The sequence below is a fragment of the Streptomyces sp. NBC_00536 genome (assembly GCF_036346295.1).
Taxonomy (GTDB): Bacteria; Actinomycetota; Actinomycetes; order Streptomycetales; family Streptomycetaceae; genus Streptomyces.
Genome location: NZ_CP107819.1, coordinates 6,166,699 through 6,187,696, shown reverse-complemented (window position 1 = coordinate 6,187,696; position 20,998 = coordinate 6,166,699). Strand labels below are relative to the sequence as shown.

The 20,998-nt window shown below is 73.3% G+C and carries 2 protein-coding genes; both read right to left on the bottom strand.

Going from position 1 to position 20,998, the window contains the following annotated elements; translation table 11 throughout:
• Position 1: 1 nt before the first annotated feature.
• The gene (locus tag OHS33_RS27265) at positions 2 to 15,628 is read right to left on the bottom strand and encodes a type I polyketide synthase (RefSeq protein WP_330333037.1); all 15,627 of its coding nucleotides are present in this window, start codon (positions 15,626 to 15,628) and stop codon (positions 2 to 4) included.
• 302 nt (positions 15,629 to 15,930) lie between these two features.
• Positions 15,931 to 20,994 carry a type I polyketide synthase gene (locus OHS33_RS27260; RefSeq protein ID WP_443065472.1) on the bottom strand — a complete coding sequence of 1,688 codons (5,064 nt, stop codon included), beginning with the start codon at positions 20,992 to 20,994 and terminating at the stop codon, positions 15,931 to 15,933.
• Between the last annotated feature and the right edge of the window lie 4 nt (positions 20,995 to 20,998).

The window sequence follows — 20,998 nt, the reverse complement described above, 5'->3', positions numbered from 1 at the left end:
GTCAGGACAGCCCCAGTTCGTCGTCGAGCAGATCGAAGATCTCGTCGGCCGTCGCGGACTGGATTTCCCGCTCGTCCGCGGCGCTGTCCTGTGCACTGTGCGTTTCATTCCACTTCGCCAGAAGGTCTCGCAGCCGGGCGGTGATGCCCGCGCGTTCGACGTCGTCGGGGCCGACCGTCGAGAGGATCGATTCGAGCTTGTCGAGTTCCGCGTGGACGGGCCGGCGGGACGGGTCGCCCTGGCCGAGGCGTTCGGCGAGGTATCCGGCGAGCGCGGTCGGAGAGGGATAGTCGAAGATGAGCGTGACGGGCAGCCGGAGTCCGGAGCCCGCCGTGAGGCGGTTGCGCAGGTCGACCGCGGTGAGCGAGTCGAAGCCCAGGTCGAGGAAGCCCCGTCCCGCGTCGACGTCGTCGGGGCCCGCGTAGCCCAGGACCGCGGCCACCTGGGTGCGGACCAGCTCCATGAGGGCCCGGTCGCGTTCGGCTGCCGACAGTCCGGCGAGGCGCTCTTCGAGGGAGCCCGCCGGGTCGGTGCCCGTGCGCGTTCCCGTGCGCGTTCCGGTGCGTGCTCCGGAGTCGGCGGCCCGGCGCGCGGGAGTGCGCACCAGTCCGCGCAGCAGCGGCGGCAGGGTGCCGTCCGCGGCCTGGGCGCGCAGCGCGCCCAGTTCGATCCGCATGGGGACGAGGACCGCTTCGTCCAGGGTGCGGGAGGCGTCGAAGAGGGCCAGGCCCTCGGCGGGGGCGAGCGCGGCCACGCCGGAGCGGGCCATGCGGGTCAGGTCGGCTTCGTCGAGCGCGCCGGCCATGCCGCCCGTCGCCTCCCACAGGCCCCAGGCGAGGGAACTCGCGGTGAGGCCACGGGCCTTGCGGTGCTGGGCGAGGGCGTCCAGGAAGGAGTTGGCCGCCGCGTAGTTGCCCTGGCCAGCGGCGCCGAAGCAGCCGGCGACCGAGGAGAAGAGCACGAACGCGGAGAGTTCGTGGCCCTCGGTCAGCTCGTGCAGGTTCCAGGCCGCGTCGACCTTGGGCCGCAGCACGGTGTCGAGCCGCTCGGGTGTGAGGGAGTCGATGATGCCGTCGTCGAGCACACCGGCCGTGTGGACGACCGCCGTCAGCGGCCGGTCGGCCGGGATCGCGGCCAGTACGGCGGCGAGCGCGTCCCGGTCGGCCGCGTCGCAGGCCGCCCAGGTCACCTCCACGCCCGACGCGGTCAGCTCACGGGTCAGTTCACCGGCCCCGGGGGCCTCGCCCCCGCGACGGCTCAGCAGCAGCAGGTGCCGCGCGCCGTGGGCGGCGGCCAGGTGGCGGGCGAAGAGTCCGCCGAGGGTGCCGCTCGCTCCGGTGACCAGGACCGTACCGTCGGCGGCCTTGCGGGCGCCGTCCGTACGGGTGGGTCCGTCGCCGTTGCCGGTGTCACCGGCCGCCTCGGTGGCGGTACGGGCGATGCGGCGCAGGCGGAAGGCGTGTGCCTCGCCGGACCGGAGGGCGAGCTGCGGCTCGTCGGTCGCGAGTGCGGCGGCCAGCGCCCCGAAGGAGGCGTCGGTGCCGTCGGTGTCGGCGAGCACGAACCGGCCGGGGTTCTCGGACTGCGCGGACCGCACCAGGCCCCACACCGGGGCGTGGGTCAGATCGGTCACGTGCTCGTCCGGTACGGCGGCCACCGCGCCCCGCGTCAGCAGCACGAGCCGCGCGCCGTCGAGCCGTTCGTCGGCCAGCCACTCCTTGACCAGGGCGAGCGCGTGGTGCGCGGCGGCCCGGGCGGTGCCCGCGCGTCCGCCGCCGCAGGCCCCGGAGGACAGGGGTACGACGACGACGTCGGGCGCCGAGGTGCCCGCGGCGATCTCCTCGCGCAGCGCGGTGAGGCCGCTGTACGCGTCGAGGCGTTCGCCGCCGACCCTGAGGTCCGGCTCGTCCTCGCCGAGCACGGCCCAGCGTTCGCCGGAGGGGATCACACCGGAGGGCAGGGGAAGCCTGGTCCATTCCACTCCGAAGAGCGACTCGTGGTGCGCCGTACGGTCCTCGCCGAGCTGCTCCGCGGAGACCGGGCGCAGGATCAGGGACTCGACGGAGGCCACCGGGGCTCCGGTGGAGTCGGCCACGTCCAGGGCGATGCCGCCGGACGCGGCGGCGGTCAGCCGGACCCGGATGCCCGCCGCACCGGCCGCGTACAGGCGTACGCCGGTCCAGGCGAAGGGCAGCCGGGCTCCTTCGGCCGGGGCGTCGGCGGACGCGCCGGGTACTCCGAGGCCGATGGCGTGCAGGGCCGCGTCGAGCAGGGCGGGGTGCACGCCGTAGGCGGCGGCGTCGCCCTCGTACTGCTCGTCGAGTGCGACCTCGGCGAACAGTTCGTCGCCGCGCCGCCAGGCGGCGCGCAGCCCCTGGAAGGCCGGTCCGTAGCCGAGGCCCGCCGCGGCCGCGCCCGGGTAGAACGCGTCGGTGGGCACGGGCTCCGCGTCGGCCGGCGGCCATGCGGTCAGATCGAAGGGGTGTGCGGGCGCGGCGGACCCCACGGGCGCGAGAACGCCGGTGGCGTGCCGTGTCCACGGGTCTTCGGCCGGGGCCCCGGTGCGGCGGGAGTGCAGGGTCAGGGTCCGGCGCCCGGCGTCGTCGGGGGCGTCCACGGCCAGCTGGAACTGGACGGAGCCCTGGTCGGCGAGGGTGAGCGGGGCTTCGAGGGCCAGCTCTTCGACGGTGTCGCAGCCGACCAGTTCACCGGCCCGCAGGGCGAGTTCGACGAAGGCCGTGCCGGGCAGCAGGACGGTGTCCATGACGGTGTGGTCGCCCAGCCAGGGGTGCGTGGACAGCGCGAGGCGTCCGGTGAGGACCAGCCCGTCGGACCCCGGCAGTGAGACGGTGGCGCCCAGCAGGGGGTGGTCGGCCGAGTCGAGACCGGCCGCCAGCACGTCCTCGACGGAGACGCCGACGTCGAGCCAGTAGCGCTTGCGCTGGAAGGCGTAGGTGGGGAGGTCGACGCGCTGGGCGCCGGTCCCGGCGAAGTACGCGTCCCAGTCCACGGGCACGCCCTGGACGTGGACGCGGGCGAGGGCGGTGGTGACGGTCTCGGCCTCGGGGCGGCCGGTGCGCAGGACGGGGACGAAGACCGCGTCCTCGCCGCTCACGCAGTCCTGGGCCATGGCCGACAGGACCCCGTCCGGGCCGAGTTCGACGTATGTCGTGACGCCCGCGGCTTCCAGGGCGCGAATTCCGTCCAGGAAGCGGACGGCCTCGCGGACGTGACGCACCCAGAAGTCCGCCGAGCCCATCTCATCGGTGACCAGGGCCCCGGTGAGGTTCGAGACGAGCGGGATGCGCGGGCTCTCGTAGACGAGGCCCTCGGCGACCTTGCGGAAGTCGGCGAGCATGCCGTCCATGTGCGGCGAATGGAACGCGTGACTGACCGTGAGCCGCTTGGACTTGCGGCCCGGGAAGGACTCGGCGATCGCGACCGCGTCGGCCTCGTCACCCGCGATCACGACCGACTGCGGACCGTTGATGGCGGCGATGCTCACCCGGTCCGTCAGCAGCGGCAGGACCTCGTCCTCCGATGCCTGGACGGCGATCATCACGCCGCCGGTCGGCAGCGCCTGCATCAACCGCCCACGGGCGGCGACCAGTTCACTGGCGTCCTGGAGCGAAAGGACGCCCGCCACGTGCGCGGCGGCGATCTCACCGATCGAGTGACCGGCCAGGACGTCGGGCTGCACACCCCGGCTCTCCATGAGCCGGAACAGGGCCACCTCGACGGCGAACAGCGCGGGCTGCGTGTAAGCGGTCCGGTTCACCAGATCGGCCAGATCGCCTTCGGTCGCGAACAGCACGTCCTTGAGCGGTACTTCGAGGTGCCGGTCCAGTTCGCCGCAGACCTCGTCGAGCGCGTCCGCGAAGACGGGATGCGCGTCGTACAGCTCGCGCCCCATCCCCGGGCGCTGGCTGCCCTGACCGGTGAACAGGAACGCCACCTGGCCCTCGCGGGCGGTGCCGCGCACCAGTCCCGCGCTGTCCTCGCCGCGGGCCAGGGCGTCCAGGCCGCGCAGCAGTTCGGCGCGGTCGCCCGCCACCAGCGCGGCGCGCTGGTCCAGGGCCGAGCGGGTGGTCGCCAGGGAGAGGCCGAGGTCGACGGCGCGCAAGCCGGGGTCGGCGTGGACGTGGGCGTGGAGCCGGCGGGCCTGGGCGCGCAGCGCGTCCTCGCCGCGGGCGGACACGACCAGGGGCACGGGCGACGGCTCCGCGGCGTCCGGCGCGGGCCGCGCCAACGCCCGGGCCGGGTCCGGCTCCGGGGCCTGCTCGATGATGGCGTGCGCGTTGGTGCCGCTGATGCCGAAGGAGGAGACGCCCGCGCGGCGCGGACGGCCGGTCTCGGGCCACGGGGTCTGCTCGGTGAGGAGCGAGACCGCGCCCGCCGACCAGTCCACGTGCGGGGTCGGCTCGTCGACGTGCAGGGTCTTCGGCAGCACACCGTGCCGCATCGACATGACCATCTTGATGACGCCGGCGACGCCCGAAGCGGCCTGCGTGTGACCGAGGTTGGACTTCACCGAGCCGAGGAGCAGCGGCCGGTCGTCGGTGTGCTCCTGGCCGTAGGTCGCGAGGAGGGCCTGGGCCTCGATGGGGTCGCCGAGGGTGGTGCCGGTGCCGTGGGCCTCGACGGCGTCGACGTGTCCGGCGGCGACACCCGCGTTGGCGAGGGCCTGCCGGATGACGCGCTGCTGCGAGGGGCCGTTCGGGGCGGTGAGGCCGTTGCTGGCGCCGTCCTGGTTGACGGCCGAGCCGCGGACGACCGCGAGGACCTGGTGGCCGTTGCGCCGTGCGTCGGAGAGCCGCTCCAGCAGGAGCATGCCCGCGCCCTCGCCCCAGCCCGTCCCGTCGGCGGCGGCCGCGAAGGACTTGCAGCGTCCGTCGGCGGCCAGGCCGCGCTGACGGCTGAACTCGATGAAGGTGCCGGGCGTGAACATCACGGTGACACCGCCCGCGAGGGCGAGCGAGCACTCGCCGTTGCGCAGTGCCTGGGCCGCGAGGTGCAGGGCGACCAACGAGGAGGAGCAGGCCGTGTCCACGGTGACCGCCGGGCCTTCGAGGCCGAAGGTGTAGGCGACGCGGCCGGACACGATGCTGCTGGAGCTGCCGGTGCCGAGGTAGCCCTCGACACCGTCGGGCACGGCGTGCAGGCGCGCGCCGTAGTCGTGGTACATGACACCCGCGAAGACGCCCGTCCGGCTGCCGCGCACCGAGGACGGCGCGATGCCGGCCCGTTCGAAGACCTCCCAGGTCGTCTCCAGCAGGAGCCGCTGCTGCGGGTCCATGGCGAGGGCCTCGCGGGGCGAGATCCCGAAGAAGGACGCGTCGAATTCGGTCGCGTCGTGCAGGAATCCGCCGTCGCGGGCGTAGGAGGTGCCCTGGCTCTCCGGGTCCGGGTCGTACAGCCCCTCGGTGTCCCAGCCCCTGTTCTCGGGAAGCCGGGTGATGCCGTCGGCGCCCGCCGTCAGGAGCTGCCACAGGTCCTCGGGGGTGCGTACGTCACCGGGGTAGCGGCAGCTCATGGCGACGATGGCGATGGGCTCGTCGTCGGCCACGGCCACGGCCGGCTCGGCCACGGCGGCCGTGGTGTCGTCGCCGATCAGCTCAGTGCGCAGGTGGCGGGCGAGGACGGTCGGGTCCGGATAGTCGAAGATCAGGGTCGCGGGCAGGCGCAGCGCGGTGGCGGCGTTCAGCCGGTTGCGCAGCTCCACCGCGGTGAGCGAGTCGAAGCCCAGCTCCTTGAAGGCCCGTCCCGACTCGACGGCCGCGGGCCCGGCGTGTCCGAGGACCGCCGCGACCTGCGTACGCACCAGGTCCAGCAGCGCCCGGTCCCGCTCGGCCGCGGAGAGCCCCGCCAGCCTGCCGCGCAGCTCCGAGTCGGCGCCTGCGGCCCCGGCCGACGCGTCGACCGACCGGCGGGCGACGCCCCGTACGAGACCGCGCAGCAGCGGTGCGACGGTGCCGGCCGCGGCCTGGGTGCGCAGGACGTCGGTGTCCACCCGCATCAGGGCCAGGGCGGCGTCGTCGAGGGAGACCGCCGTGTCGAACAGGCCGAGGCCGTCGGCCGCGGTCAGCGGCGGCAGTCCGGCCCGGCGCATCCGGTTGACGTCGGCCGCGTCCAGGGAGCCGGCCATGCCGTCGGCCACGGACCACAGGCCCCAGGCCGTCGAGGTCGCGGGGAGCCCGTGGGCGCGGCGGTGCTGGGCGAGGGCGTCCAGGAAGGAGTTGGCGGCGGCGTAGTTGCCCTGCCCGGGGCCCCCGAAGAGACCGGAGGTGGAGGAGAAGAGCACGAAGGCGGAGAGGTCGAGGCCCTCGGTCAGCTCGTGCAGGTTCCAGGCCGCGTCCACCTTGGGCCGCAGCACGGCGGAGAGCCGGTCGGGCGTCAGCGAGGAGATGATGCCGTCGTCGATGACTCCGGCCGTGTGGACGACGGCGGTCAGCGGGTGCTCGGCGGGAATCCCCGCGAGCAGCGCCGCGAGCGCGTCCCGGTCGGCCACGTCGCACGCCGCCCAGGTGGCCCGGGTGCCCGACTCGGCCAGTTCGGCGACGAGTTCGGCCGCGCCGGGGGCGCTTGCTCCGCGCCTGCCGACGAGGAGCAGCCGCTCCACGCCGTGTGCGGTGGCGAGGTGCCGGGCGACGAGACCGCCCAGCGCTCCGGTGGCTCCGGTGATCAGCACCGTGCCGCCGGGCGTGAAGGCCGGTGCGGGGGCGGACTCGTCCTGCCGGGTCTCGACCCGGGCGAGCCGGGGCACGAGGACGGCTCCGGCGCGCAGCGCGAACCGCTCCTCGTCGGAGGTGAGCGCGGCCCGCAGGGCCTGGTCGCTCCGGTCGTGGCCGTCGGTGTCGACGAGCGCGATCCTGCCGGGGTTCTCCGTCTGCGCGGACCGCAGCAGGCCCCACACGGTGGCGGCGGCGAGGTCGGTCACGTCGTCGCCCGCGTCCGTGGCCACCGCGCCGCGGGTGAGGACCACCAGGCGTGCGGCGGCGAACCGCTGGTCCGCGAGCCAGGTCTGGACGAGTGCCAGCGCGTCGTGCGCGGCGCCGTGCACGGTGGCCGCCGAAACGGCCCCGGACGCGGCCGCGAGGCCGACGACCACCTCGTCCGGTACGGGCCTTCCGGCGTCGATCGCGGCGGCGAGCGCGGCCAGGTCCTGGTAGTGGTCCGCGGCGGCTTCGGTGTCGCCGCCGAGGAACGCGTACCGGACGGCGGGGGCCGCGGCCGGAGCGCCGAGACCCGTCAGCTCGGTCCACTGCTGGCGGAACACGGACTCGTGGTAGGTGGCACGAGCGGCACGGAGCTGCTCGGCCGTCACCGGGCGCAGCCCGAGCGACTCGACGGCCGCGACCGGTGCGCCCGAGGCGTCCGCGATCTCCAGGCGGACGCCCTCGGCACCCGCCGGAGCGAGGTGGACCCGCAGCGCGGCAGCCCCGCCCGCGTGCAGCGACACCCCGGACCAGGCGAAGGGAAGCCTGCCCTGGCCGTCGTCGGCGCCGAGGCCGCCCAGCCCGATGGCGTGCAGTGCCGCGTCGAGCAGGGCCGGGTGCAGGCCGAACCGGCCCGCCTCGTCCTCGGCCCCCTCGGGCAGCCTGACCTCGGCGTAGACCTCACCGTCGAGCTGCCAGGCCGTGCGCAGGCCGCGGAAAGTGGGGCCGTAGGAGAAACCGATGCCGTCGAGCTCTTCGTAGCGCCCGTCGAGCTCCACTTCGACGGCGCCCGCCGGGGGCCAGGCCGTCAGGTCGAAGTCGGCCGGGGGCCGCCCGCCCTCGGCGAGCACACCGCCGGCGTGCCGCGTCCACGGCTCCTCGGCCGGCAGACCTTCGGCCCGGGAGTGCAGGGCGAACGGCCGTCGACCGGACTCGTCGGCGGCACCGACCCACACGCGCAGCTGGACGCCGCCGTGCTCGGGCAGGACCAGAGGCGCTTCGAGGGTCAGTTCTTCCAGGTAATCGCAGCCGACCTGGTCACCGGCGCGGGTGGCCAGCTCGACGAAGGCCGTACCGGGCAGCAGGACGCTGCCGAGGATGGTGTGGTCGGCGAGCCAGGGGTGGGTGGAGAGCGCGAGCCGCCCGGCGAACACCATGCCGTCGGACTCGGGCAGGGCGACACCCGCGCTGAGCAGCGGGTGCGCGGTGTCGTCGAGGCCGATCGCCTCGACGTCGCCGAGGTAGAGGGAGGAGACGGCGGGCCAGTAGCGCTGGCGCTGGAAGGCGTAGGTGGGGAGGTCGACGCGCTGGGCGCCGGTCCCGGCGTAGAACGCCTGCCAGTCGACGGTGATGCCGTGGACGTGGGCCGTGGCGAGGGCCGTGGTGACGGTCTCGGGCTCGGGGCGTGCCTTGCGGAGTACGGGGATGAAGACGGAGCCCTCGCCACCAGCACCCACGCAGTCCTGGGCCAGGGCGGACAGCACGCCGTCGGGGCCGAGTTCGAGGTACTTGGTGACGCCTGCGGCCTCCAGCGTGCGGATGCCGTCGAGGAAGCGGACGGCCTCGCGGACGTGGCGGACCCAGAAGTCAGCCGAGGCCATCTCGTCGGTGACGAGGGCGCCGGTGAGGTTCGAGACGACCGGGATGCGCGGAGCCTCAAAGGAGAGGCCCTCGGCTATCTCACGGAAGGCGTTGAGCATGCCGTCCATGTGCGGCGAATGGAACGCGTGACTGACCGTGAGCCGCTTGGACTTGCGGCCGGTGAACGACTCGGCGATCGCCACCGCGTCGGCCTCGTCACCCGCGATCACGACCGACTGGGGACCATTGATCGCGGCAATGCTCACGCGGTCCGTCAGCAGCGGCAGGACTTCGTCCTCCGACGCCTGGACGGCGATCATCACGCCACCACCCGGCAGCGCCTGCATCAACCGCCCGCGAGCCTCGACCAGCGCACAGGCGTCATCGAGGGAGAACACCCCGGCCACATGCGCGGCCGCGATCTCACCGATCGAATGACCGGCCACGAAGTCGGGCTTCACGCCCCACGACTCCAGCAGCCGGAACAACGCCACCTCGACCGCGAACAACGCGGGCTGCGTGTAAGCGGTCTCGTCCAGCAGGCGCGCATCCGACCCGAACAGGACGTCCTTCAGCGGTACTTCGAGATCCAGCCGCGCACAGACGGCATCGAGCGCGTCCGCGAACACCGGATACGCCTCGTACAGCTCACGGCCCATCCCGAGCCGCTGGCTGCCCTGCCCGGTGAACAGGAACGCCAGCTTTCCGGCGACCGGTGAGCCCTCCACCAGTCCTGCCGCCGCGCCGCCGTCCGCCAGTGCCGCGAGGCCGGCCAGCAGCCCCTCACGGTCGGCGGCGACCACGGCCGCGCGCCGCTCGAACGCCGAACGGCCGACCGCCAGGGAGAGTCCGAGGTCGGCGGGGCTCACGTCCGGGTTCAGGTCCGCGTGGGCGTGCAGTCGGCGTGCCTGGTCGTGGAGTGCTTCGCGGTTCTTCGCGGAGAGGAGCCACGGCTGCGGGCCGTCGGCCCGTACGGGCGCGGACGCCACGGGCGGGACGGGCGCCATGGCTGCCGGGGCCTGTTCGATGATGGTGTGGGCGTTGGTGCCGCTGATGCCGAACGACGAGACGCCCGCCCGGCGCGGACGCCCGGTCTCGGGCCATTCCACGGCATCGGCCAGCAGGGCGACCTCACCTGCCGACCAGTCCACGTGCGGGGTCGGCGCGTCGACGTGCAGGGTCTTCGGCAGCACGCCGTGCTGCATGGCGAGGACCATCTTCATGACACCGGCGACACCGGCGGCGGCCTGTGTGTGCCCGAGGTTGGACTTGATCGAGCCGAGCAGCAGGGGGCGGCCGGCGGGCCGGTCCTGCCCGTACGTGGCGAGGAGTGCCTGCGCCTCGATCGGGTCACCGAGCTTCGTGCCCGTGCCGTGGGCCTCGACGGCGTCGACGTCCGTGGCCGTCAGTCCGCCGCTGGCGAGGGCCTGGCGGATGACGCGCTGCTGGGACGGGCCGTTGGGTGCCGTGAGGCCGTTGCTGGCGCCGTCCTGGTTGATGGCCGAGCCCCGCACGATCGCCAGGACCGGGTGGCCGTTGCGCTGTGCGTCGGAGAGCTTCTCGACGAGGAGGATGCCGACGCCCTCGCCCCAGCCCGTACCGTCGGCGGCCGCCGCGAACGCCTTGATGCGTCCGTCTTCCGCGAGCCCGCGCTGACGGCTGAAGTCGACGAAGGAGGCGGGCGTGGACATGACGGTCACACCGCCGGCCAGCGCCATGGTGCACTCACCCTGGCGCAGCGCCTGGATCGCCCAGTGCAGGGCGACCAGCGAGGACGAGCAGGCCGTGTCGACCGTGACGGCCGGGCCTTCCAGGCCGAGCACGTAGGAGACTCGGCCGGAGACCACGCTCGCCGCGTTGCCCGTGCCGAGGAACCCCTCGACACCGTCGGGTGCGGCCAGGATGACGTTGAGGTAGTCCTGTCCGTTGGTGCCGGTGAAGACGCCGATCTGTTCGCCGCGCACGGTGGCGGGGTCGATTCCGGCGCGCTCGAAGGCCTCCCAGGACGTTTCGAGCAGCAGGCGCTGCTGCGGGTCCATGGCGAGGGCCTCGCGCGGCGAGATCCCGAAGAACCCGGGGTCGAAGTCGGTGGCACCGGCGAGGAAGCCGCCCTCGCGGACGTAACTGGTGTTCTCCGTGGCGGACTCGGGGTCGTACAGCCCGTCGAGGTCCCAGCCGCGGTCGGCGGGGAAGCCGGAGATCGCGTCACGGCCGGTGGAGAGCAGCTGCCAGAGGTCTTCCGGGGTCTGTACGCCGCCGGGGAAGCGGCAGCTCATCGCGACGATCGCGATGGGGTCGTCGTCGGTGGCGGCCCCCGGGCCCGCGGGGGTGCGGCGGGCGGGGTCCGGCGCCTGCGAGCCGAGCAGTTCGCCCTGCAGGAAGGCGGCCAGGGAGAGGGAGTTGGGGTAGTCGAAGATCAGTGTCGCGGGCAGGCGCAGGCCGGTCCGGGAGGTGAGGAGGTTGCGGATCTCCACCGCGGTGAGCGAGTCGAAGCCCAGGTCCCGGAAGGCACTGCCCGGGTCGACGGACCCGGGTCCGGCGTAGCCGAGTACGGCCGCGACCTGGGTACGTACGAACTCCAGGGCGAGCTGGTCGCGTTCACCGGCGGAGGCGTCGGCCAGCTGCCGCGCGATCGTGTCGGGGGCGGCGCCGCCGGGCCCGGTGGCCGCCTCGGCTCCGGCGAGGGCGTGCATGGCCTCGGGGAGGTCGGCGATCAGCGGGCAGGGGCGTACGGCGGTGAGGCCGGGGGTCAGGCGCTCCCAGTCGATGTCGGCGACGAGCGAGGCGGTCTCGTCCAGGGTGAGCGCCATGTGCAGCGCGGACAGGGCCAGTTCGGGTGCGAGGGCGGGCAGTCCGGCCAGCCGCAGGCGCTCGGCGACGAGTTCGTCGGTGGCCATGCCGCCTTCGGCCCAGGCACCCCAGGCCAGCACGGTGGCGGGCAGGCCGTCGGCGCGGCGCTGCTCGGCGAGGGCGTCCAAGGAGGCGTTCGCGGCGGCGTAGTTGGCCTGACCCGCGGCGCCGAAGACAGCCGCGACGGACGAGAAGAGGACGAACGCGGAGAGGTCCAGGTCGCGGGTCAGCTCGTGCAGGACCTGCGCCGCATGGGCCTTGGGGCGCAGGACCCCGGCGAGGCGCTGCGGCGTCTGGGCGTCCAGGACGCCGTCGTCGAGCACCCCGGCGGCGTGGACGACGGTGGTCAGCGGCTGCTCGGCCGGAAGGGTGGCGAGCAGGGCCGCGACGGCGTCGCGGTCGGCGACGTCGCAGGCGGCGATGGTGACCTCGGCACCCAGTGCGCGCAGTTCGGCGGCGAGCGCGTCGGCTCCCTCGGCTTCCGGGCCGCGCCTGCTGACCAGGAGCAGGTGCTCCGCCCCGGTGCGGGCGAGCCAGCGGGCGACGTGGCGGCCGAGTGCGCCCGTGCCGCCGGTGATGAGGGCCGTGCCGGTGGCGGCCCACTCGGTGGCGGGGCGCTCGTCGCGGGTGGCGCGGGCCAGCCTGCGGACGAAGACGCCGGTGGAGCGTACGGCGAGGTGGTCCTCGGCGCCGGGCCCGCCGAGCCCGCCGAGAGCGCCGGGTCCGCCGATTCCGCCGAGGACGTCGGCGAGTCGGCCCGCGGCCCGCTCGTCGGGGGTCGGGGGCAGGTCGACTAGACCGCCCCAGCGCACGGGCAGTTCGAGGGCGGCGGTGCGGCCGAGGCCCCAGACCTGTGCCTGGGCGGTGCTGGAGAGCCGGTCGGTGCGGCCGGTGGAGACCGCGCCGCAGGTGGCGGCCCACAGCGGGGCTTCCACGCCGGTGTCGCCGAGCGCCTGGATGAGGGCGGCCGTGGCGGCGAGCCCGGCGGGCAGTGCCGGGTCCGCGGGGTGCGGCCGCTCGTCCAGGGCGAGCAGCGAGAGCACGCCGGCGAGCGTTTCGGCGCCCGCCGCGGGAGAGTCGGCGGGGACGGCGAGGGCTTCGCCGATCCGCTGGGCGGTGGTGGCGCGGTCGTCGAGGGTCGCGTCGAGGGCGACGGTGGTCACGGTGGCGCCGCGTGCCGTCAGTGCCCGCTCGGCGGCGACGGTCCAGGGGTTGTCGGCGTGCCCGGTGGGTACGGCCAGGAGCCAGTGCCCGGAGGGGGGCGTGGCCGTGGTGTCCGTCAGCGGCTTCCAGGTGACGCGGTAGCGCCAGCCGTCCACGGTGTCGCGGTCGCGGTGGCGGCGGTGCCAGGCGGAGAGCGCGGGCAGCACGCTGCTGAGGGGTTCGTCGCCGCCGACGCCGAGGGTGTCGGCGAGCACGGCGAGGTCCTCGCTGTCGACGACCTCCCAGAACTTGGCGTCAGTGGCGCCGAGTTCACCGCCATGGGCGGATTCGGCCGGGTCGGTGAAGGGGTCGCGGGGCCAGTACAGCTCGCGCTGGAAGGCGTAGGTGGGCAGCTCGACGCGGTGTGCGCCGCTGCCCGCGAAGCGGGCGGCCCAGTCCGGGGAGAGGCCGCGTACATGGGCGCCGGCCACGGCCGCGGTCAGCGACGAGGCCTCGGGGCGGCCGGTGCGCAGCGCGGGGAGGAAGGCCGCCGCGCGGGGGCCGGTCGCGGTCTGGCAGTCCTGGCCGAGGGCGGACAGGACGCCGCCGGGGCCGAGTTCGAGGTAGGTGGTGACCCCGCGGCTCTCCAGCCAGCGGATTCCGTCGAGGAAGCGGACGGCTTCGCGGACGTGGCGGACCCAGAACTCGGCCGAGCCCATCTCGTCGGTGACGAGGGCGCCGGTGAGGTTCGAGACGATCGGGATGCGCGGAGCCTCGTACGACAGGCCTTCCGCCACAACCCGGAAGTCCTCCAGCATGCCGTCCATGTGCGGCGAGTGGAAGGCGTGGCTGACCGTGAGCCGCTTGGTCTTGCGGCCCTGGGCTTCGAAGGACTCGGCGATCGCCACCGCGTCGGCCTCGTCGCCCGCGATCACGACCGACCGCGGACCGTTGACCGCGGCGATGCTCACCCGGTCGGTCAGCAGCGGCAGGACCTCGTCCTCCGCGGCCTCGACGGCGATCATCACGCCACCGGTCGGCAGCGCCTGCATCAGCCGGCCACGGGCCTCGACCAGGGTGCAGGCGTCCTCCAGCGAGAGCACTCCGGCCACGTGTGCGGCCGCGATCTCACCGATCGAGTGCCCGGCCAGGTAGTCGGGCTTCAGGCCCCAGCTCTCCACGAGCCGGAAGAGGGCCACCTCGACCGCGAACAGCGCGGGCTGGGTGTAGGCGGTCTCGTCCAGCGCGGCGCCGTCGGTCCCGAACAGGGCTTCCTTGAGCGGCAGTTCCAGCCGTTCGCACACCGCGTCCAGAGCCTGCGCGAAGACGGGATACGTCGCATACAGTTCACGGCCCATGCCGGGCCGCTGGCTGCCCTGCCCGGTGAAGAGGAACGCCAGCTTGCCCTCCGTGGCGCTTCCTTCGACCACGTCGGCGCAGGGGCGGCCTTCCGCCAGTGCCGCGAGCCCCGACAGCAGGGCCTCGCGGTCGTCGGCGACGACGGCCGCGCGCCGGTCCAGCGCCGCCCGGGTGAGGGCCTGGGAGAAGGCGAGATCGGCGATGCCGAGGCCGGGGTGGGCCGCGACGTGGGCGTGCAGCGCGGCGGCCTGGGCCCGCAGGGCGGGCTCGGTCCGGCCGGACAGGACGACCGGGAGGACGCCGGGCGTGTTCGCGCGGTCGGCGGCCGGTTCGCTCCGGTCCGTACCGGCGTCGGCCCGCTGGTCGGCGGCGGACTCCTGCGCGCTCTCCAGGATGATGTGGGCGTTGGTGCCGCTCATGCCGAAGGACGAGACGCCGATCCGGCGCGGCTGGTCGCCGAGGGGCCAGGGCCGCGCCTCGGTGAGCAGGGAGACGTCGCCCGCCGCCCAGTCGACGTGGGGGGTCGGCTCGTCCACGTGCAGGGTGCGCGGCAGCACGCCGTGGCGCATCGCCATGACGCTCTTGATGACGCCCGCGACACCGGCAGCGGCCTGCGCGTGACCGATGTTGGTCTTGAGCGAACCCAGCCACAGCGGCCGCCCCTCGGGGCGGCCCTGGCCGTAGGTGGCGATGAGCGCCTGCGCCTCGATGGGGTCACCGAGGCCGGTGCCCGTGCCGTGGGCCTCGACCGCGTCGACCTGGTCGGGGGTGAGCCTGGCGTTGGACAGCGCCTGCAGGATGACGCGCTGCTGGGACGGGCCGTTGGGCGCGGTCAGGCCGTTGCTGGCGCCGTCCTGGTTGACGGCGGAGCCACGGACCACGGCCAGGACGGGGTGGCCCTTGCGGCGCGCGTCGGAGAGCCGCTCGACCAGCAGGATGCCCACGCCCTCGGCGAGGCTGAATCCGTCGGCGTCGGGCGAGAACGCCTTGCAGCGTCCGTCGGTGGCCAGTCCGCGCTGCTTGCTGTAGTCGATGAACGTGCCGGGAGCCGACATCAGCGTCGCACCGCCCGCGAGGGCGAGCGAGCACTCGCCGTTGCGGAGCGCCTGTACGGCCAGGTGCAGGGCCACCGAGGACGACGAGCAGGCGGTGTCGACGGTGACGGCGGGGCCTTCGAGGCCGAAGGTGTACGAGAGCCGGCCCGAGGCGACGCTCGCCGCGTTGCCGGTGCCGAGGTAGCCCTCCACGTTCTCGGAGGAACTCAGCAGCGCCGACAGGTAGTCGTGGTTGCTGGTGCCGACGAAGACGCCGACCTGCTTGCCCCGCATCGAGGTCGGGTCGATCCCGGCCCGCTCGAACGCTTCCCACGAGGTCTCCAGGAGCAGCCGCTGCTGCGGGTCCATGGCGAGGGCCTCGCGCGGCGAGATGCCGAAGAGCGACGGGTCGAAGCGGGCGAAGTCCCGTACGAAGCCACCCTGGTTGGCATAGCTGGTGCCGGGGTGCTCGGGGTCCGGGTGGTAGACCGTCTCCATGTCCCAGCCACGGTCGGCGGGGAAACCGGAGACGGCGTCCCCGCCGTCCACGACGAGCTGCCACAGCTCCTCGGGCGAGGTCACACCGCCGGGGTAGCGGCAGCCCATGCCGACGATGGCGATGGGGTCCTGATTCTTCGCCTCGACGTCACGCAGCCGCTGACGCGTCTGGTGCAGATCCGCCGTCACCAGCTTCAGGTAGTCCCGCAGCGTCTCTTCATTCGCCATTTAACGCAACCACCCATTTGCAGCAGACGGCATCGGAAAACTGTTCGGAAAACTGTGCAGATAAAGCCGAGAATTCCATCGGGAATACAGTCGATTCCCTTCTTGACCGAATCGACTGCTCAGCGGCAGGTTATTCGCCGCTCAATCTTCCCGACAACCCCTAACTGCCCCCTACACACCCCTGGGTGGGAGGGTGTGACAGGGGGCAGTGGGCCCTGCATGAATTGCCGAGGGGGCTGACCATCCTGGCCAATTAACGGCACGCCGTCAATATCGCGAGAGCGCCCGGGGTCCGTTTGTGGTCAGGCGCGGCCGAGTCCCTTGTTGATGAAGGCGAACAGTTCTTCGTCGCTCGCCTCCTGGAGCTGCTCGACCTCGTCCAGCACGCCGTCCGCCGACCCCGCGCCGATGCCCGGCCCGGAGCCGTCGGCCGCGGCCGCCCACGCCTCGGCGCCCGCCTGGTCCTCGCTCTCGTTCCACTTCCCCAGGAGCTTCTGGAGCCGCATGGTCACACGGGCCCGTACGACGTTGTCGGCGGTGCCCCGCTCCAGTACGGCTTCGAGCTTGTCGAGCTCCTCCAGCAGCGGCGCGCCGCCCGCGGCCGCGTCGGGCACGATCCCGGCGCGCAGGAAGGCGGCGACGGCGGCGGGGGTCGGGTGGTCGAAGACCAGGCTGGCGGGCAGCTTCAGCCCGCTCACCGCGCCGAGCCGGTTGCGCAGTTCGACCGAGGTGAGCGAGTCGAAGCCCAGCTCCTTGAACGCCCGGCCGGCCTCGACAGCGGCCAGGTCGGCGTGGCCGAGGACGGCGGCGACGGCCGTACGGACCAGGTCGAGCAGCAGCCGCTCCTGTTCGACCTCGGGCAGCCCGGCGAGCTGCTGCGTGAGCGGCACTCCCCCGGCCAGGTCGTCGGCGGACTCCCGCTCCGCGCTCTCGATGATGCGCCGGGCCTCGGGAAGCTCCAGGAGCAGCGGCCGGTCCCGGTCCGAGGTGAAGGCGAGGGTGAACCGCTTCCAGTCCATGTCGGCGACGGTCAGGATCGTTTCGTCACGGTCCAGCGCGTGCTGGAGCGAGGCGAGGGTCCGCTCGGGCGACATCGCGACGATGCCGTGGCGGCGCATCCTGTCCCCTGCCGCGCTGTCGTCGCCGTCCGCACTGCCCCACGGCCCCCAGGCGATGGAGGTGGCGGGCAGTCCTGCCCCCCGGCGGTACTCGGCGAAGGCGTCCAGGAACGCGTTGCCGGGTGCCTGGTTGCCCTGTCCGGGAGCGCCGAAGGTGGCGGCGAAGGACGAGAAGAGCACGAACGCCGACAGGTCCAGGTCACGGGTCAGCTCGTGGAGGGCGAGGGTCGCGTCGGTCTTGACCCGCAGAACGGCCTCCACCTGCTCCGGGGTCAGCGTCTCGATGACCCCGTCGTCCACGACCGCCGCGGCATGGATCACCGCGGTGAGGGGCTGGTCGGCGGGGATGCCTGCGATGAGGGCGGCTACGGCGTCCCGGTCGGCCATGTCACAGGCGGTGAGGGTGACCCGGGCGCCGAGGGCGGTGAGTTCGTCGCGGAGTTCGGCCGCTCCGGGCGCGTCGGGGCCCCGGCGGCTGGTGAGGAGCAGGTGCTCGGCGCCGTTTCCGGCGAGCCAGCGGGCCACGTGCGCGCCCAGCGCGCCCGTACCGCCGGTGACCAGGGTCGTACCCTCCGGACGCCACTCCCGCACGGCGGCGGTGTCCGCGAGGGGAGCGTGGACCAGACGCCGGCCGAAGAGACCCGAGGCGCGCAGCGCCACCTGGTCCTCGGAACCGTCACCGGCCAGCACACCCGCGAGACGTTCGAGCGTACGGCCGTCGAGATCGGCGGGAAGGTCGAGCAGACCGCCCCAACGGCCGCCCTGCTCCATGGAGGCGACCCGCCCCAGACCCCAGACGAGCGCCTGCGCGGGGTCGGCCACCTGCTCGGAACGGCCGGTGGCGACGGCGCCGCGGGTCACGCACCACAGGGGTGCAGCGATGTCGGCGTCACCGAGCGCCTGGGACAGGGCGAGTTCGGCGGCGAAGGCGCCCGCACCGGCGAGGGCGAGGAGGGACAGGACCCCGGCCGGGTCCGTTCCGTCCGTCTCGGCCTTGAGCGTGGCGCCGAGCCGGTCACGATCGGCCGCATCGGCCGGGACGGTCACGGTACGGACCTCAGCGCCGCGTTCGGTGAGCGTACGCAGGACGGCGGCCGCCCACTCGTCACCCTGGCCACCGGACAGCGACCCCGACAGGGCCTCGGGGACGACGACCAGCCACGTGCCCGACAGAGGGGCCGGGGAAGGCTCCGCGATCCGCTTCCAGGTGACGCGGTAGCGCCAGCCGTCCACGGTCGACTGCTCACGGCTCTGCCGACGCCACGAGGACAGACCGGGAAGGACCGTCCCCAAGGAGCCGATCGTGTCGGGGGTGTCGAAGGCGAGAGTCCCGGCCAGCGCTTCGAGGTCTTCGCGTTCGACGGCTTCCCAGAACCGGGCATCGATCACGCTCTCCGCGGACACCGCCACCGCCTCCACGGGCGCGGCCTCCGGCCAGAACCGCTGCGACTGGAACGCGTAAGTGGGCAGGTCCACCCGCCGGGCACCCATGCCCGCGAACACCGCCTCCCAGTCCACGCTCACACCACGGACCCAGGCCTCACCCAACGACAGCCAAAAACGCTCCAGGCCACCCTCGTTACGGCGCAGGGACCCCAGGACAGCGGCCTCACGGCCAGCAGCCTCCACCGTCTCCTGCATACCCACCGTCAGCACCGGGTGCGGGCTCGATTCGACGAACACCCCGAAGCCCTGCTCCAGCAGCGTCCGCGTCGCCTGCTCCAACTCCACCGTCTGCCGCAGATTCCGGAACCAGTACCCGCCATCCAGCTCCGGACCCCGCACCCACTCACCCGTCACCGTCGACAAGAACGGCACCTCGGCGGGCTGCGGAACAACCGGAGCCAACAGCTCGGCAAGCTCTTCCCGCAGCAACTCCACCTGAGCCGAATGCGACGCGTAGTCCACCGCGATCCGCTTCGCACGAACCCCAGCCACCTCACACGAGACCAACAGCTCATCCAAGGCTTCGACCTCGCCGGAAACGACCACCGAGGACGGCCCGTTCACCGCGGCCACCGAGATCCGCTGCTCACCCCACGGAGCGATCAGCTCCCGCACATCCTTCGCGGGCAACGGCACGGAGACCATGCCGCCCAGACCCGCCAGCACCCGCCCGATCGCCTGACTGCGCAGCGCGACCACCCGCGCCGCATCCTCAAGGGACAAGATCCCCGCCACACACGCGGCAGCGATCTCACCCTGCGAATGACCGATCACCGCACCAGGACGCACACCAGCAGCCCGCCACACCTCCGCCAACGACACCATCACCGCAAACAGAGCAGGCTGGACCACATCCACCCGCTCCAACGACGGAGCACCTGCGACGCCGCGCAGGACATCGCGCAACGACCAGTCGGTGAAGGGCTCAAGGGCCTTCGCACACTCATCCACCCGGGCGGCGAACACCGGCGAGGAATCCAGCAACCTCACCGCCATACCCACCCACTGCGAACCCTGTCCGGGGAACACGAACGCCGTCTTGCCCCCGACCACCGCCCCCTGCACCACACCAGCAGCCATCACACCCGATGCCACCGCCGCCACACCAGCCGCGTGATCACCCAACACCACAGCCCGGTGATCCAACCCCGCACGCGACGACGCCAACGACCACCCCACATCAACCGCAGAAGCAGATGAGGCAGAGCCAAGCCACCCCGACAACCTCTCCGCCTGCGCCCGCAACGCCCCCGCACCCTTACCCGACAACACCCACGGCACCACCGCAGGACCCGAGCCCTCAACCCCACCAGCCGAGTCCCCCGCAGCCTCCTCAGCCACCGGAGCCTGCTCCACAATCACATGCGCGTTCGTCCCACTGAACCCGAACGACGACACACCCGCACGACGCGGATGCGTCGTCTCGGGCCACGCCGTCCGCTCCGTGAGCAGCGAGACCGCGCCGGACTCCCAGTCCACGTGCGGCGACGGCTCGTCGATGTGCAGGCTCTGCGGCAGCACGCCGTGCTGCATCGCCAGCACCATCTTGATCACGCCGGCCACACCGGCGGCCGCCTGCGTGTGGCCGATGTTGGACTTGACCGACCCGAGCAGCAGCGGCTGATCGGCCGGGCGGTCCTGGCCGTACGTGGCGATGAGCGCCTGGGCCTCGATCGGGTCGCCGAGGCTGGTGCCGGTGCCGTGGGCCTCCACGACGTCGACCTGGTCGGTGGAGAGCCGTGCGTTGGCGAGGGCCTGGCGGATGACGCGCTGCTGCGAGGGACCGTTCGGAGCGGTCAGACCGTTGCTCGCACCGTCCTGGTTGACCGCCGACCCACGCACCACCGCGAGGACGGGGCGCCCGTGCTTGCGGGCGTCGGAGAGCCGCTCCAGCAACAGGACGCCCACGCCCTCCGCCGGGCCGAATCCGTCGGCGCCCGCCGCGAAGGCCTTGCAGCGGCCGTCCGTGGACAGCCCGCGCTGCTTGCTGAATTCGACGAAGAGTCCGGGCGTGGACATCACGTGCACGCCACCGGCAACGGCCAGCGAGCACTCCCCGGCCCGCAGCGCCTGCACGGCCAGGTGCAGGGCGACCAGCGACGCGGAGCACGCCGTGTCGACCGTGACCGCCGGCCCTTCCAGGCCGAAGGTGTACGACAGCCTGCCCGACATCACGCTGGAGGCGTTGCCCGTTCCCAGGTGCCCCGCGTAGTCCTCGGCGGCTTCCAGCAGCGGGGTCAGGTAGTCCGAGCCGTTGATCCCGACGAACACGCCGGACTGGCTGCCGCGCAGCGCCTGCGGGTCGATCCCGGCCCGCTCGAAGGCCTCCCACGAGGTCTCCAGCAGCAGCCGCTGCTGCGGGTCCATCGCCATGGCCTCGCGCGGCGAGATCCCGAAGAACGCGGCGTCGAACGCGGATGCCCCGCCGAGGAACCCGCCCTCGCGGGTGACCGACGTGCCGTGGTCGTCGGGGTCGTCCGAGAACAGGTTGTCGAGGTCCCAGCCGCGGTCCGCGGGGAATGCGGTGAGCGCGTCCCCGCCGGTGCGGAGCAGTTCCCACAGCTCTTCGGGGGACCGTACGCCTCCCGGGAACCGGCAGCTCATCGCCGTGATGGCAATGGGCTCATGGGCCTGGCTCTCGATCTCCCGCAGGCGTCCGTATGCCTCGTCGAGATCTGTAGTGACTTTCTTGAGGTACTCGCGGAGCTTTGCTTCGTTCGCCACTGGCTCTTCACCTATTCGCGTGGCCGAGATCGTGGAGGGATTCGCACGTACTCGGAAATGTCTCGGGTCTCGTTTCAGGGGT